Origin of the sequence: Chryseobacterium potabilaquae (assembly GCF_902728265.1) — a bacterium.
Lineage (GTDB): Bacteria > Bacteroidota > Bacteroidia > Flavobacteriales > Weeksellaceae > Chryseobacterium > Chryseobacterium potabilaquae.
The window spans coordinates 22,779-39,607 of sequence record NZ_CACVBR010000008.1; the positions used below are offsets into that span (position 1 = coordinate 22,779).

Here is a 16,829-nt window from a genome sequence, read left to right on the forward strand (position 1 = left end):
TTAATCTGTTTAATTAAGCATATTCAACATTCAGCTCTTCCCGATATAAACTCATTAAATCACTAGTCATTTTATTATTTAAAAAAGCTAAAAAATGCGGGATGATCTTTTTTAGATCATCCCGCATACAATTATAAACATTTAGAATTATCAATTTTTTTTATAAAGCATCATAACAATACCCTTTCTTCTCATCTTATATTTTATTTATATTTTTTATCTAATCCACCACTATATTAAGTGTCTTTTTTCTTTAAAAACTTTAGTTGATTTCCAACTTAAACGTTCTTTTATAATATTAATGATCTGTTGTTCTTTATCTAATATGGAATAATGCGATATATGGAGCGGATGAACATCCAACAAGCTAGGATTTTCAATCACCAAATCAATATTATTACACATTAATTGCTCTACATAACTCGTAAGTAAGGCATTTTCATTTTCTTCTTTAAGCATTGCTTTCAGTAAAACTGTCTTTGACAATTTAAGATTGGAAGATATATTCTGTTTTGAAATTGCAAGTTCCACTGACAAGAATTTCTTAATCTTAAAAAAGTAATCGCTATTAATTGGGGTTTGGTATTTTAGACTGATCTCTTCATCCGAAGGCAATAAAGAGAAGCTCAGTAACTTAGGATCTAATGAATAAAGTATTGTATCCAATAGATATACCGTAATTTTTTTATATCCTCTTTTTTCCAGTTGAGACGCTATTTCCAAAGCAATTTGCCCTCCTAAAGACCATCCTAATAAAATATATCCCTCCTGCTCACTTCCTTCTTGAACAGTTTCAATATATTTCAAATAATATGTTGCTAGCTCATTTAGACTATCAATTTTTTCTTCATTATATAAGTTATAAGAGTCAACTCCATAACAATGATAATCTAATTTCAAATTTTCAGCAAGCGACTTATACACTTCACATCCCGCTCCTCCCGGATGAATGAGAAACATATTAGGTTTATCTTCGGCACTATTAAGAGAAATTATTGGCTTATATTCTTTTGTTTGGTTAATCATCATAGAGGATAATGCAAGAATAGTCCTCTCATGAAAAACATCCAGAACCTTAAGTGGTATACCTAGATTATACTGTACTTCATTTATAAACTTTATTACCATTACACTATTACCTCCTAATTGAAAAAAGTCATCCCAAATACTGATTTTATCTCTAGTAATTCCCAATATCTTCCCCCAAATATTAACTAGTTCATTTTGCAATTCGTTCTGAGGTCCTACGTATTCTTTTTCAAAGGAAAAAGAAGGATCAGGCAATGATCTTGTATCTAGCTTCCCATTGATCGTAATAGGTAAATCTTCTAAATGAACATATGCTGATGGAACCATATAATCGGGAAGTGAATTCAAAAGATATCTCGAAAGACCATCGTGATCAACAGCAACTTCTGACATATAGTAAGCAACTAAATACTTCTCTCCTGTTGAATGAGTCTTTCCTAATACGATTGCTTTATTAATATCCTTGTGTTGTAAAAGTACACTCTCTATCTCTCCAAGTTCAATTCGAAATCCTCTGATTTTTACCTGAAAGTCATTACGTCCCAAATATTCAATTCCACCTTCAGGAAGATAGCGTACCAAATCACCTGTTTTATAAATACGTCCATTATAACCACGCAAATATTCTTCTTCGGTTTGAAAAGGGTTAGGGAGAAAACGTTCGCTTGTTAGATCTGGAAGGTTTACATAACCACGACAAATACCTGCCCCTCCAATATACAATTCCCCCACTACTCCTGCAGGAACAGGACGCAAGCACTTATCCAAAACATATATAGAAGTATTGTCTATAGGACGACCAATATTGGCTGGATTACCATCTTCATAATAGTTATGAGAAGTAGCACATACCGTAGTTTCAGTAGGACCATATTCATTAATAAAAAAAATATCCGTCTTATCTCTATCAATATCTGGAAAATTTTCACCTCCAGCAAAAATCAACTTAAGACTGGTATCGGCAATAACTTCTTTTAACAATACAGGAGGAATGAATGAAACCTCAATATTATTATTTTTAATATACTCATTAAGATCTTTTACCGAATATCTTAATTCATTGTTATAAAGCCATAATGTATTCCCATTGCTTAAAACAGGGAACGCTTCACATACAAAAGCATCAAATACATAATTAGAATAGCATCCCACATTTTTATAGCTTTCAAATTTATGTGATTTTATCATAAAGTTAATAAGATTCACAACACCTGTATGCTCAATCATTACACCTTTAGGCTTTCCTGTTGTTCCACTCGTATAAATTACATAGGCCAGATTCTTCGAGCTTGTTTCTGTAATAGAATTGTCTTTAGAATACACTTCAATATCTGCACTAATTTCTTCATTATCTAAGCTTATTATTTTTTGATCATATAACAACCCTACACTATAAATCCTATCAACCGTCTTCTCTTCCGTTATAACTATCTTTGCGCCCGTATCCATCAAGATATGATCAATCCTCTCATCGGGATAGCTCGAATCCATAGGAACATATGCCCCACCTGCTTTCAAAACTCCTAGAATTGCAATCAGCATTTTCTCGGACCGCTCCAAACATAATGGAATAAGTTCATCAGGTTTAATTTTATATTCTGCTAATAAATAATGGGCAAGTTGATTCGCTTTCTCATTCAATTCTCGATAAGACAAATAAGTTCCGTCATATACTATAGCAATATTTTCAGGAGTCTTTTCAACCTGTTTTTCAAAAAGCCTATGTATAGTAATTAAAGGATCATATTTGACATTCGTTTTATTCCAATTATGAACTATCTTGTTGTACATATCTTCATTTAGCAAATTATAATCAGATATGAGATGGTGGGTGTTTTTACTTAATAAGTCATCTAAAACTTCAATAAATAAAATTCTATAAAATTCCGTAAAATTTGTTACGAGTTCAGTACTTAATTCTAAATTATCATATTTAACTCTATAATTAAGCTGCCCATCCTTTATCTCTTGTTCAAATAAAATTTTTCCAGGCAAATCGATATTAAGTTCATGATTAACAATTGTATCATAGGTTCCATCGTATTGGATAAAAACATCTTTGAGGTTAGTTTGTGCAAATCCAAATTCAAGTATTTCTGATTTCGGAATACCACTAGTTAACTCTCCTACAGGAAGATAGGCTGCCTTGGTTTTTTTTAGATTTCTAACATATTTTATATTTTGATCTAGGAGATCACCTAGCGTACTTGAAGAATTAAAATAATACCCTTTTAAAACCGTATTTACATGAGCCCCAAATATGAAGTCTCGGCCTTCTTTAATCCCCACTGGATAATTAATCACCAAATTATTTATCCCTGACATTCGGTGAAGTAAAATAGCCAATATCAATTGTCCATAAGTATTGGGAGTGAGCTTATAATCTCTCGTTAAATTTTTTACTTTTGAAAAAACTTCATCACAAAACTCAAAACGGAGTTCACTAACTGAATTAATTAGTTTTTCTTGTTTATCAAACGTAGAGAAAGCCCCAGAGGATTGTAAAAATTTAAAACCAATGCTCTCTACATCCCCCAAATGTTCTTCCCAAAAATTATTCATTCCCGATTTTCCATTTTCTAATATAGCATCAAATTGATCATTCAAATTATGATGCAGCTCCATTTGTTCTGTAAGACTTATCGGGTTCACATAATCGGAATTATTATAATAATTAGCCAGTTCATTATAAAGAAAATTAGCACTTAACCCGTCTACTAGAATATGAGAAAAAATATAAATAATTCGATATTTACCATTATTTAATTTTATCGCGTAGAATCTTACCAATTGATCTTTTTCAAGATCGAAAGGCATTAATGCTAATTGTAGAATTTCCTCAGAGTTAGGCTCTTCAGAAAAAAAAGAAAGAATAGAATCCCCTTCTCCTAACAAACCTCTCTTCTTCCAAAACAACCCATCAGGTCCACAGACCACATTACTATTTACTAATAAATTTTCATTTACAAATCTTATTAAGCTGGAGTTGAGCCTTTTAATATCTATATTCCCAGACATAGATTGATCCGTAAAAACTATATTATAATCACTTCTGGATGGACGTAGAGCCCACTCATTATAAAATACTGATTGGTAAGGCGTTAACTTTATTAAAGTTTCTAAATTCATAATTAATTATGTTGTTTTATTTATGTGTTATGTAAATGTTAAGTTGTAGCAGTAAAATCATAGATAGTTTACAAATAGGAATAAGTATATCCGGAACAGATATATTAAAACCTGTTCATTATATTGATCTTATACTTAAAAATTAATAATAAACCTCCTTTTTCCATAAAAGAATTATGGAAAAGTTTATACCTACAATAAATTATCTTTTGCTCCTTTCGTTAGGAATTAAATAGGTTAGGATACAACCTTAATAATGATTATTCCTTGATTGAGTTAAGTTTATAGCTTATTTCAATTTTATGATAATAGAAATCTACTCTGTAAATATATTCTAGCACTCACTAAATACATTTAAAATATATTCTGGTAGATTTAATCAATATAAAAATATCCAATAAAAACTATCTTTTATTATTTAGTATGGCATTTTGGGAAATTTTATTTTTGTTTTTTTGTAATTAAATGCTAACAGTAAGACACCGTTAAGCACACTGCTTATAGATGATAAGCAACTATTAAATTCATTTTTCATCTTACTCCTTTTCAATTGCGAATATAGCAAATTTAAACCCATAAAAGCAAAATAAACCAACAAAAATAGACATTTACCAAATTATCTACCCAAATAAAGCACAAAAATTGAAAAATCATTAACAGGAAAATTATAAACTTGGCTCACTATTTTTTGAAGAAAACATCCTTTCATACTATCCGTTTTTAAACATTAAATACGTTAGAAAATCAAACTGCGTAAAAAAAGCACATAATATTTATTGGAAATTTTATTTTCTATTATCACAAAAGAAAGGCAAGTCACCTCCTTAAATGAGCGGTTGAAAACAATTATTTGAAAAAATACGAATCCCCTTCCCAATAAAACCATAGATAGGCAAAATAACGTAAAATTAAATTATGTATCAAATCGAACTTTATTTACGAATAATTTAATTTTTGATTTTTTTATTATACATTTAAGTACACAAATCACCAAAATATTTTAAAATATGGAAAATAATGATTATCACTTAAAGCCAGAGGATATAAAAAAAATAGAAGCCTATATTGCTGAAGGTGAGAAAGCTCAACATGAGCTTGACGAAATGAATAAGCCGGGAGCGGTGCAACCTAGAATTAGCCTTAGTGGTATTAAGCAAAAACTCGAAAAGGCTATTAAAATGGCCTACATTGCAAAAAGATTATATAATGATGCAGGTGTACAAGCTGCTCTAAAAAAGCCGAGCAAAAAAGAAAAATTAGAGGCCCTTTTGGCAACACAAGCAATTAAAGATATTCTTAAAAAGTATCAAATGACACCTAAACAATGGGATGACTTTAAATGGAAAATGCAAGAAAAAATTGGTGAGGCCATTGGAAAAGTTCTGGCAGCGATAATAGAAAACTGGTAATTTTTAAATTATTCTGCAATAATGAACAGCTCCTATTAATCTATATTCTTAATTATTATCTAGAATAGAAACTGCTCTCACTATACATTTTCTAAAGTGTTTAGCAAATTAATAAACTTCCACTTATTATATTAGACCGCCCTTAAAAGTTAGAGCCTTTTAGGGGCATTTTTATAGAGAAAAAATCAAAATTATTCCAATTTTTATTGTACAAAGGCCAATATTCACACTATCGACAAAAGAATTTCTTCAATTCATAAGCAAGCTCATCAAAGTGTTTTTTTTCATATAAATTAAAACTAATTAAGAATATTATTCACAACCACTCAAGACTTATTATCATTGAAAATCGTGTTTTTATTCTAAAGAAATATCTTCTAAATTATATTCCCAAGATAAAAAAGAGAGAAATTTCTTTCATCCTAAAATGACTATCCATTTTCGTCTCAATCCCGAAAGAATAGTATAAAAATTACTAAATTAGCGACACAAAAATTATTCTATAAAATGAAAAGACTATTTCTACTATTCACTTTTTTATTGAGCTTTGCTCAAATGAGAGCGGATGAGGGGATGTGGCTGTTAATGCTCATCAAACGACTCAACGGTGTAGACATGCAAAAAGAGGGATTGCATTTGACACCTGAAGAAATTTACTCTGTGAACAATTCAAGTTTAAAAGATGCCATTGTAAGTTTTGGTGGATTTTGTACAGGAGAGATTGTTTCTGATCAAGGACTTATCTTTACCAACCACCATTGTGGGCTGAATGCCGTTGCTGCAGCTTCAACCCCAGAAAAAGATTATTTAAAGAATGGCTTCTGGGCAATGAAACAAAAAGATGAGTTCAATGCAAAAGGCCTTTATGTAAGATTCTTAGTAAGAATGGACGATGCTACCCAAAGAATTAATGCCAAGCTTAATAATACAATGTCTGGAGAAGAAAGAAAAACAGCCATTGATAATGAAATAAAAGCTATTCAAACTGAGAATTCTGAAAATGGAAAATATACGGTAATCGTAAAAGACTTCTTTAATGGAAATGAATTTTATTATTTTGTTTACCAAGATTATAAAGATATTAGACTAGTCGGTGCTCCCCCTATGTCATTAGGAAAATTCGGAGGAGATACCGACAACTGGGAATGGCCAAGACATACAGCTGACTTCACCGTATTCAGAGTATATGCAAATGCGGCAGGAAATCCATCTGAATATTCACCTAGCAACACTCCTTTAAAACCAAAACATTTCTTACCTGTTTCACTTAAAGGAATTAAACCTGGTGACTTCTCAATGATTTTGGGATACCCAGGAAGAACTAATCGTTATTTAACATCTTATGGTATTGAACAGATGGTAAACAAAGACTATCCTGCTTGGGTAGAAGCATCTAAACTAGCAATGGATGTCATGAAGAAGTATATGAACAAAGAGAAGGCAACACAGTTGAATTATGCTTCTCAATATGCTTCTGTTGCAAACTACTGGAAAAACAGACAGGGAACCATTGACGCAGTTATCAAAAATGGGACAATAACTGATAAGCAAAATATAGAAGCCGGCTATAGAACTTGGTCTGCCGGAAAAAGTGATTATGATGGTGTCTTAGAAGATATTGCAACATATTATAAGCAAGTGTCCAATAGAAATATTGAAAGAAATTATTCTACTCAGCTTTTAAAAAATGTAAAATACTTTAACTTAGCACTACAAATAGGTCCAGTTCTTAAAGCGTATGCAGAGCAAGATATGCAAGGAAGATTAGCTATGAAAGCTAAAGTAGAAGATGCTATTAAAACAGCATATGATAAAATTAATACTAATCTTGAAGGAGAAATGCTTAATTCTATGGTACACTTATACCAAAGTAAAGTAAATAAAGATGTAGCATCTCCTACTATCATGGGATTAGATTCAAATAATTTATCTAATGTCGCATATTCTTCAATTTTTGCTAATAAATCCTCTGTAACGAATTTTGTATTAAATCCAGATCGTCTAAAACTAGATGCAGACCCTCTTTGGAAAATTGCTAACGGAATCGTTGCAGATCAAACAGCTTCTACTGAAAGATTCGTAAAAATTGATGACAATTTCGCTAAAAATAATCGCCTATTTTTAGATGGATTAATGAAAGCTAATCCAGAAAAGAAATTCTATCCAGATGCAAATTCTACTATGCGATTGACTTATGGAACAGTAGATAAATTACCCATCAGAACTGATAGAAATTATTTTGGCATTACTGACAACTACTATACAGATATGACAGGTCTTGTAGGGAAATATAAAAAAGGGGATGAAGAATTTGATTTACCTCAAAGAGTTATTGACCTTTATAATTTAAAAGACTTTGGGCAATATGGCGATTCTAAAGGATATATGCCTGTAAATTTCTTATCAAACAATGATATTACCGGTGGAAACTCTGGCTCTCCTGTAATCGATGGAGATGGAAACCTTATCGGAATTGCATTTGACGGAAACAGTGAAGCACTAAGTGGAGATATCGTTTTTGAACCTGAATGGCAAAAAACAATCAATGTAGATGTCCGTTTTGTTCTTTGGACCATTGACAAATATGCTGGTGCTAGAAGATTAATTGATGAATTACAATTAGTCCGAGATGAAAATACACCCGCTGATACAAAAACACGTGCAGCTAAACCTGATCATTTAAAAAATACAGGTAAAAAGAAAAAATAATCTTCAATGATATAGAAAAAGGCCGTGAAAGTAGATTTTCACGGCTTTTTTATGTACGGTTAACTTTATTATTAGCAAGACTCAACTCCATTTACTTTTGGTATAATACGATTCAACTTTTATCCATTCCAAAACTCTCTATCTAAGCTTCTATACTGTATTGCTTCTGAGATATGATGAGACAAAATATTTTTAGACTCTTCTAAATCTGCAATCGTTCTCGCGACTTTTAAAATACGATCATATGCTCTAGCAGACAAATTTAGTTTCTCCATCGCCAATTTTATGAGGTTAAAAGATACTTCATCCAACTCACAAAAAGCTTCGATTTCTCGAGAACCTATCTGTGCATTATAACTTATTTTCAAATCCTTGTATCGCTCTTGTTGAATCTCGCGTGCCCTTAAAACACGCTTTCGAATATCCTCACTTTTTTCTCCTTTCCTCTTTTCTGCCAATTGTTCAAATTCCACCTTTTGAACCTCTATATGAATGTCAATTCTATCTAATAAAGGACCTGAAAGTTTATTCATATATCGTTGCATTTCATAAACCGTAGATGTATTATTAGGATCATCAGGAAAAAATCCACTTGGACTTGGATTCATAGAAGCAACAAGCATAAAACTAGAAGGATAATTTACTGTAAATCTAGCTCTTGAAATTGTGACCTCACGATCCTCCAATGGTTGTCTCATTACCTCAAGAACAGTTCTTTTAAATTCCGGCATTTCATCCAAGAATAAAACCCCATTATGAGCTAAAGAAATTTCTCCCGGCTGAGGGTAGCCTCCTCCTCCCACAAGCGCCACGTCAGATATTGTATGATGAGGAGCACGAAAAGGTCTAACAGTCATCAAAGATGTTTCTGTACCCATCTTACCTGCAACAGAATGTATTTTTGTAGTTTCTAATGCTTCTTTTATGGTAAGAGGTGGTAAAATACTTGGTATTCTTTTCGCCAACATTGTTTTACCACTTCCCGGAGGGCCAATTAAAATAATATTATGTCCACCAGCGGCAGCTACTTCCATTGCTCTTTTAGCAGTCTCCTGACCTTTAACTTCACAAAAATCAAATGGAAAATCATTGATCTTATCTTCAAATTCTTTTCTAGTATCCAGTTCTACTTTTTCAATAGGCTTTCCTTCATTAAAAAAATCAATAACTTCACTAATATTCTCCACTCCGTATACATCCAGATTATTAACAATAGCCGCCTCCCTCGTATTTTGTCTAGGCAAAATAATCCCTTTAAATCCTTCTTCTCGGGCCTGAATGGCTATCGGCAAAACACCTTTAATTGGTTGTAAACTTCCATCTAACGAAAGCTCACCCATTATAATATAATCTTGAATATTTTCAGCTAAAATCTGGTTTGACGCGGCTAAAATACCAATAGCAATGCTTAAGTCATATGCAGATCCTTCTTTTCTAAGATCTGCCGGCGCCATATTAATCGTGATTTTCTTCCCCGGAATTTTATACCCTACATTTTTTAATGCAGCAGAAATTCTATAACTACTTTCTTTTATCGCATTATCAGGAAGACCTACCAAATGATATCCTACCCCACCCGTATCCACATTCACTTCAATTGTAATAGTCTGTGCTGCAACTCCATGAATTGCGCTTCCGTAAATCTTGACAAGCATTATTATGTTTTGGTGTAAATGTAATCAATTTATTATTTTTAAAAATATTACTTATTATTTACATCATCAACAACAAACAATGATAATCGAAAAAAAATAAATTACAAATTACACCATTTCATGCCTATCTCACATGTTTACTCATTTTGAGTATTTATTTTATTTCAAAAAAATATTTTATAAAAGTAAAGATAATACCCTCTATGGATAATTTATATCAACATCTTATTTTTAAGTTTCTTTATTTTAATACTTTTGTTAAAAAGAAATGTCGCATGAATTTTGATCAAATCAAATTACATCTTAATGCATATAAAAGTCATGATCAAATTATAGATGCTGCCCAATATTTGATTCATTCTTTTAATCTTGAGCATGAAAACTTTGCAGGATTTGGATTTCGAGATGAGCTATCCTCTACTTCATTGCTTCTTACTGCTGAAGGAGAATTGGGAATGCCCCAAAAAGTAATGATTCCAAAGAATTTATTTGACTTTGATCTTGATCTTGTCCTGAATATGATTGCTCATGAAATGTTACATGTAAGGCAAAAAGCTCCAGGACAAATTATTGAGGACAAAAATGAAAGGGAATTCCAGGCCTATTATGAAATGCTTTTTCATAAAATTTTTCCACAGATTCCTGAAGTTATAGATTATTACAAAAAAGCTTTTGGAAATAAAGCTTTAGAATATTATAAACGTATGGGTGAAGACTCTTTATTACAAAAAAGATATTCCACACAGAAAACAGACATTGAAAACTTAATTAACTCATTACCATGAATATAAAACCAGAAATCGCCTGGTCTGATTTTGAAAAACTTGATATACGAACAGGGACTATACTATCCGTAAAAGATTTCGAAAAAGCTCAAAAACCTTCGTTTCAATTAGAAATAGACTTTGGAGAGCTAGGGATACGAAATTCATCCGCTCAAATTACTGCATTCTACACAAAAGAAGATTTGATTGGCAAACAGATTTTAGCAATTGTTAATTTTCCGAAAAAACAGATTGCAAATTTTTTTAGTGAATGCCTCATATTAGGAGTTTATGGAGAAGATAAAAATAACGTTACGCTGCTAACCCCCTCATTACCTACCAAAAATGGAATGCAAGTTGGTTAAAATTTAAAATAGTAAACACATATGATACAAAATATTCCTTTAGAAAGGATTTTATTTCTTGACATAGAAACAGTTCCCAATTCAAAATCATGGGATGAGTTACCGGAAACCGAGCAAAAACTTTGGGATAAGAAAACCAAATTTCAAAGAAAAGAGGACATTAGTGCGGAAGAATTTTATGATAAAGCCGGAATTATGGCAGAGTTTGGAAAAATTATCTGCATTTCCATCGGTATGCTCGAAAAAAATGACACATTGAAAATCAAAAGCTTTGCTGATGATGATGAAAAGAAAATATTAATCGAGTTTGGTGAAATTTTTAATAGTCCAAGACTTCGAGATGTGATTCTGTGCGCTCATAATGGAAAAGAATTTGACTTTCCATGGATTGCAAGAAGATTTTTAATTAATGGAATGCTTCCTCCTGCTCCTTTTCAAATGTTTGGAAAAAAACCTTGGGAAATACCTCATATTGATACTATGGAGCTTTGGAAATTCGGAGATTATAAAAGTTTTGTATCTCTCGAATTACTGGCTCATGTCTTTGGAATTCCTACTCCCAAAGACGATATTGATGGTTCAATGGTTTCATCAATTTATTACATAGAAAAAGACTTGCAAAGAATAGTCAAATATTGTGAAAAAGATGTATTAACTTTGTCAAATATCTTCCGACGAATGCGTCAGGAAGATTTGTTGAAAAGGTATATCAATTTAGATTAAAAAATGAAATTTACAGACGATCAAATTGCTGACATTGGTGAAGAAATCATCAAAGTCCTCAAATCCGTATATGACCCTGAAATTCCGGTGGATATTTATGAATTGGGACTTGTTTATGATGTACAAATCTCTGATGATGGTGACGTAAAAATTATAATGACCCTTACTACTCCAAACTGTCCGGTTGCGGAAACTCTTCCACAAGAAGTGAAAGATAAAGTTGCAGAAGTAGAACAGGTAAACAGTGTAGATTTAGAGCTCACGTTTGAACCAAGTTGGAATAAAGATATGATGAGCGAAGAAGCCAAATTTGAGCTAGGAATGCTTTAAAAATAGTAAACCTCAGAATTATTTTCTGAGGTTTTTATTTAATTTTCTGTTGCTATCTTTTTTCCATCCCTTCTACTCCATTCACTCCATGAACCTACATATAAGTTAGGAATCGGGAATCCGGCATAATCTAAAGCTAAAATAGTATGACATGCTGTAACACCGGAACCACAATGAATAATAAGATCCTGGGATTTATTTTGTAAAATTTTTGAATACTTTTCTTTTATTTCCTTCGGATCAAGAAAATATCCATTCTGATCCAGATTTTCAGAAAAAGGTATATTAATCGCTCCAGGAATATGTCCGGCAACCAAATCAATAGGTTCGGACTCACCCTTATAACGATAAGCGTCTCTCACATCAATTACCGTTGAAGAGTTATGTTGCAGTTCATTTTCAACATCTTCTAGGCTGGAAATTGGCAAAATCCAATCTTTCTTTTTGATCAATATTTCTGTATCAAATATTTCTTCACCCCACGAAAATTCCAAGCCTTTTTTTTCTGCAGCCTGAAATCCACCATCTAATACCTGAACGCGGTCAAATCCAAAAGCTTTTAACATCCACCAAACTCTTGCAGCAGCATTTGCTCCATTCTTATCATCGTATATTACCATATGAGAATTACTTGAGATTCCTAATCTGGAAAGAACACCTGCAAATTTTTCAATCGTTGGAAGTGGATGCCTTCCTCCATACGCTGCATCATCTCCTATTTCCGCCAAATCTTTATCCAAATCAATATATCTTGCCCCTTTAATATGCTTCTTAAGGTAACTTTGATACATCTCCTTGCCCACTCTCGCATCAAGAATAATGAGGTTTTCGTTATAAAAAATTTCTTTTAATTCAAGTGCAGAAATGATTGGACACATATTATTAATTATAGTTTTTAAAAATGAAAAATATCTTTGGCTTTATTATAAGAACTCTCAAAGTTGAGTAAATTTAATTTATGATCAGCTTTCTCCACACTCATAAAATTAATCACTTGTTCTGTAGGCATATTTCCTACCAGATCATCTTTTGCCATAGGACAGCCTCCTATTCCTTTGATTGCACTATCAAACCTTTTACAACCTTGCTCATAAGCGGCTTTTAATTTCGAATATGAATCTTCATACCGATTATGAAAATGTCCGCCAAAATTAATTTCAGTGTATTTTGGAGGTATTTTTTCAAATAAAAGAGCTATCGTTTTGGAGGTGGCAACCCCTGTTGTATCAGAAAGTAAAATATCTTTGATCCCAATTTCTGAAAACCTTTGGGCCCAGAAGTCAACATCTTCCCACTTCCACATTTCTCCGTATGGATTTCCAAAAGCCATAGAAAAATAAAGGTTCAATCCTTTTTTTTCCTTTTCCACAAGCTCCCATATTTTAATAACCTCATCAAAAGCTTCTTCTTGGCTTTTATTAGTATTCCTATGCTGAAAGGTTTCAGAAATAGAAAAAGGAAAACCTAAAATATCAACAGACTGATGCTCTAATGCTTTTTCAGCCCCTCTATAATTTCCTATAATTGCGGATATTTTTGTATTGGACAAAGATTTATCAATATTTTCAGCAACCTCATCAGAGTCTGCCATTTGTGGAATTGCTTTGGGTGATACAAAGCTCAAGCAGTCTAATACATCAAAACCAACTTCCATTAAAGAGTTGATATAATCTATCTTTTTATCTGTTGGAATAAACTCTCCCCAACCCTGCATTGCATCACGAGGACATTCGGTAAGAAACATTTTACTTTTTGATTTTATCAAATATAATTAAAACTAAACAATTTCAAATATTTTCATAAAACACTAATTACAAAACACTTATATTCATTTTGATTTTTTCAGCACTGATATTCAATCCCAAATAAATTATTCAGAGCATCAAAATTGTTAACTTTGTTCAAAATTTATGATATCCTACTAATGAGTACAATAGAATTCAACCAATTGTGGAAAGAAAAATTATTAAATCGTTTTCTTAATTATGTAAAAATATATTCAACCAGTGATGCGGAGAGTGAAACAACACCATCAACACCGCAACAGTGGAATATTGCAAAATATATTACCGAAGAGCTAAAAACAATTGGTTTAGAAGATGTTTCAATCGATGATAATGGCTATATAATGGGATATGTTCCATCAAATTTAGAAAATGACAACAACCCAACAATTGGATTTATTTCACATTATGACACATCACCAGATTTTAATGGCGAAAATGTAAAGCCACAAGTTTGGGAAAATTATGATGGAAATGACTTATTGCTAAATCAAACAACAGGATTTACGTTATCACCCTCAAAGTTTGAAAGTTTAAAAAAATATATTGGACAAACACTCATCACTACTGATGGAAACACACTTCTCGGAGCGGATGATAAAGCCGGATGTGCAGAGATTGTAACAGCTGCTGAATATTTAATCGCTCATCCTGAAATTAAACACGGAAGAATTGCAATAGGCTTTACTCCGGATGAAGAAATTGGAAGAGGAGCTCATAAATTTGATGTGGCGAAATTCGGTGCTGAATGGGCTTACACTATGGATGGAGGCGAAGTAGGAGAACTTGAATATGAAAACTTCAATGCCGCTGGAGCAGTAGTAAAAATCCACGGCTTGAGTGTACATCCAGGTTATGCCTATGGAAAAATGGTCAATGCAACTCTTCTTGCCGCAGAATTTGCACAGTCACTTCCTGCTAATGAAACCCCTTCTACAACTAAAGGTTTTGATGGATTCTATCACTTAATGGATTTAACCTCTGATGTCTCCGAAGCCAAACTTCAATACATTATCCGTGATCATGATGCTGAAAAATTTGAAGGAAGAAAGCAATTCATGGAACAAAAAGTGGCTGAATTTGCGCAAAAACATGGAAAAGAAACAATCGATCTTGAGATTAAAGAGCAGTATAGAAATATGAAGCAACAATTTGAAGGGAAGATGCATATTGTGGACCTTGCTGCAAAAGCCATGAAATTAGCCGGAATAGAGCCTAAAATTAAAGCTATCAGAGGAGGAACCGACGGAGCCCAGTTATCCTATATGGGCCTTCCTTGTCCAAACATTTTTGCCGGAGGAATTAACTTTCATGGACCTTATGAATATGTAGCTTTGGAAAGCATGGAAAAAGCTATGGAAGTAATTATTAATATCGTTAAAAAATAAACTTAACAAAAACGATACCCAAGCTCTTTTATTTATGATAAAAGAGCTTTTTTATTTTCACGAAAAACAGTAAATTTTATAGTATTCATGGCATTTTAAAAAAAATATTTCCAACTATTGTGATTAATCATTATTTTATTACATTTGGAATTCTTAAACAATCACATATGAAAAATTTTTTTAGTTACTGCGGGATTTCTCGTAAATTGTACCAAGTAATACTGCTTTCAGTATTTTCAATTCTAACACTTTCATCTTGCTCGCAGGACAATTTAATGGAGAATGAAACTCCATCTTCTCCAGAATTAGTATATAGAAAATCTGCTGCTGGAAAAACTATAGGAAATATCACCTTACAGCAAAACGTTATCGTACTTAATGACCAATCGATTGCTTCAGTTTCTCAAATAAACAATCAATCATTAACTTTTGCATATAAAACAAGCCAAACCGACAGTATAAAAGTGGGAACTATTATTGTAGGAACAAGAATTAAAGGTGATAATATCGATAACATACTAGCAAAAATAGAGGCTGTTTCTAAATCAAATAATCAAATAATACTACAAACATCCACACCAAAGCTTGAAGAGTTTATTTTTAGTGGAACAATTAGTGGCATTTATGATCCTAATGGAAAAGCTCCCGTAAACATAAATGGTAAAATGGTAAATTATATTCCTATAGAAGGAATGGTATCACAAAACGTTCTCAATAAGATACACAACATAGAAGCAAAAAATATTGCTCAACATAAATCGATTATTCTAAATCCAGTTAATTTTGATAAAACGTTTTCATTTGATCACCAGACAGGAATAACAAATCTTACATCTAGTGTGAGCCTTAAGGGAGGATTTACACCTAAAATAAAATATAACATTAATTTCTTCGAGAGTAGATTATCTGACTTTCATATTAATTTTATTTTAGATGATATAAGTTTTAAAACAAAAGCAAATATCCAGGGTACCTTAGGGTATTCAAAAAGCCCTTCTAATTACTTGAATATTCCGATCGCTCCAATTGCTATAGGACCAACAGGACTTACCCTAAGTCCAACTTTTTCAGCTAGTCCATTTGTTTGGGTTCAAGCGTCAGGAAAAGCAGAGCTAACTCTTATCGATATTGCAGGAAATGCTAATTTACTAGTGGGAAAAGATCCTGAATTTAATATCAACCTTTCTCCTGCGGGCAATATGGGACTTACACAGTTAGAAGGAAATGTAAATGCAGAATTAGGTATTGAGGCTAAAGGAGGAGCAGGATTACAATTTGTTGCGGCTTCTATTGCCAACTCAGGATTAAAAGGAAAAATTTCTATATTGCCTTCTTTACAACTATCACAAGATTCTAGTAAAAAAGTGACCATTGATATTAATGGAAAAGTAGAAACTGATATGTATTATAAATTTGGAGTGTCTCCATATGTATATGAAGGAAGTTTCTCACTTCTTAAAAAGGAAGTTAACCTTTATAACAAAAACTTAGCATTCTAAACTTCACAATGTCTATCATATCAAAAAAGCCCACAGTAATTTTTC

Annotated in this window: 12 protein-coding genes; 8 read left to right on the plus strand and 4 right to left on the minus strand. The window is 32.3% G+C overall.

Features of this window, described 5'->3' with window-relative positions; all coding sequences use genetic code 11:
• Positions 1-231 precede the first annotated feature (231 nt).
• A complete protein-coding gene (locus tag CHRY9293_RS06405) occupies positions 232-4,158 on the minus strand; it encodes a non-ribosomal peptide synthetase (protein ID WP_162032228.1) in 3,927 nt (1,308 codons plus the stop codon).
• A gap of 1,007 nt (positions 4,159-5,165) precedes the next feature.
• On the opposite strand from CHRY9293_RS06405, the gene CHRY9293_RS06410 reads away from it, so the two are divergent.
• Positions 5,166-5,567, plus strand: a complete 402-nt coding sequence (locus CHRY9293_RS06410; RefSeq protein WP_122545688.1) for a hypothetical protein — start codon at positions 5,166-5,168, stop codon at positions 5,565-5,567.
• Between the two features lie 507 nt (positions 5,568-6,074).
• A complete protein-coding gene (locus CHRY9293_RS06415) occupies positions 6,075-8,276 on the plus strand; it encodes a S46 family peptidase (protein ID WP_162032230.1) in 2,202 nt (733 codons plus the stop codon).
• Between the two features lie 119 nt (positions 8,277-8,395).
• Here CHRY9293_RS06415 and CHRY9293_RS06420 read toward each other — a convergent pair whose 3' ends face one another.
• Positions 8,396-9,931 carry a YifB family Mg chelatase-like AAA ATPase gene (locus CHRY9293_RS06420; protein ID WP_162032232.1) on the minus strand — a complete coding sequence of 512 codons (1,536 nt, stop codon included), beginning with the start codon at positions 9,929-9,931 and terminating at the stop codon, positions 8,396-8,398.
• Positions 9,932-10,206: 275 nt separating this feature from the next.
• On the opposite strand from CHRY9293_RS06420, the gene CHRY9293_RS06425 reads away from it, so the two are divergent.
• Genes CHRY9293_RS06425 through CHRY9293_RS06440 form a run of 4 tightly spaced genes read left to right on the plus strand, consistent with a single transcriptional unit; the run spans position 10,207 to position 12,113 of the window.
• Positions 10,207-10,716 (plus strand): hypothetical protein, encoded by a 510-nt coding sequence (locus CHRY9293_RS06425; RefSeq protein ID WP_162032234.1) that lies wholly within the window; start codon positions 10,207-10,209, stop codon positions 10,714-10,716.
• On the plus strand, positions 10,713-11,060 hold the full coding sequence (locus tag CHRY9293_RS06430; RefSeq protein WP_162032236.1) for a tRNA-binding protein: 348 nt from the start codon (positions 10,713-10,715) through the stop codon (positions 11,058-11,060). Before CHRY9293_RS06425 ends, CHRY9293_RS06430 begins: the two co-directional genes overlap by 4 nt.
• Before the next feature lie 21 nt (positions 11,061-11,081).
• Entirely contained in the window at positions 11,082-11,783 is a 702-nt protein-coding gene (locus CHRY9293_RS06435; RefSeq protein ID WP_162032238.1) for a 3'-5' exonuclease, read from the plus strand.
• A 3-nt stretch (positions 11,784-11,786) separates the two neighbouring features.
• Positions 11,787-12,113 (plus strand): SUF system Fe-S cluster assembly protein, encoded by a 327-nt coding sequence (locus CHRY9293_RS06440; protein ID WP_162032240.1) that lies wholly within the window; start codon positions 11,787-11,789, stop codon positions 12,111-12,113.
• Positions 12,114-12,151: 38 nt separating this feature from the next.
• Here CHRY9293_RS06440 and CHRY9293_RS06445 read toward each other — a convergent pair whose 3' ends face one another.
• Complete coding sequence (locus tag CHRY9293_RS06445) at positions 12,152-12,991, minus strand: sulfurtransferase (protein ID WP_162032242.1); 840 nt, start codon at positions 12,989-12,991, stop codon at positions 12,152-12,154.
• 17 nt (positions 12,992-13,008) lie between these two features.
• The gene (locus CHRY9293_RS06450; RefSeq protein ID WP_162032243.1) at positions 13,009-13,857 is read right to left on the minus strand and encodes a hydroxymethylglutaryl-CoA lyase; all 849 of its coding nucleotides are present in this window, start codon (positions 13,855-13,857) and stop codon (positions 13,009-13,011) included.
• A gap of 180 nt (positions 13,858-14,037) precedes the next feature.
• Between CHRY9293_RS06450 and pepT the strand changes: the two genes are divergently transcribed.
• Together pepT and CHRY9293_RS06460 are read left to right on the plus strand one after the other, a co-directional pair.
• Positions 14,038-15,285 carry a peptidase T gene (gene pepT / locus CHRY9293_RS06455; protein WP_162032245.1) on the plus strand — a complete coding sequence of 416 codons (1,248 nt, stop codon included), beginning with the start codon at positions 14,038-14,040 and terminating at the stop codon, positions 15,283-15,285.
• 167 nt (positions 15,286-15,452) lie between these two features.
• Positions 15,453-16,784 (plus strand): hypothetical protein, encoded by a 1,332-nt coding sequence (locus tag CHRY9293_RS06460; protein WP_162032247.1) that lies wholly within the window; start codon positions 15,453-15,455, stop codon positions 16,782-16,784.
• Positions 16,785-16,829: the final 45 nt, after the last annotated feature.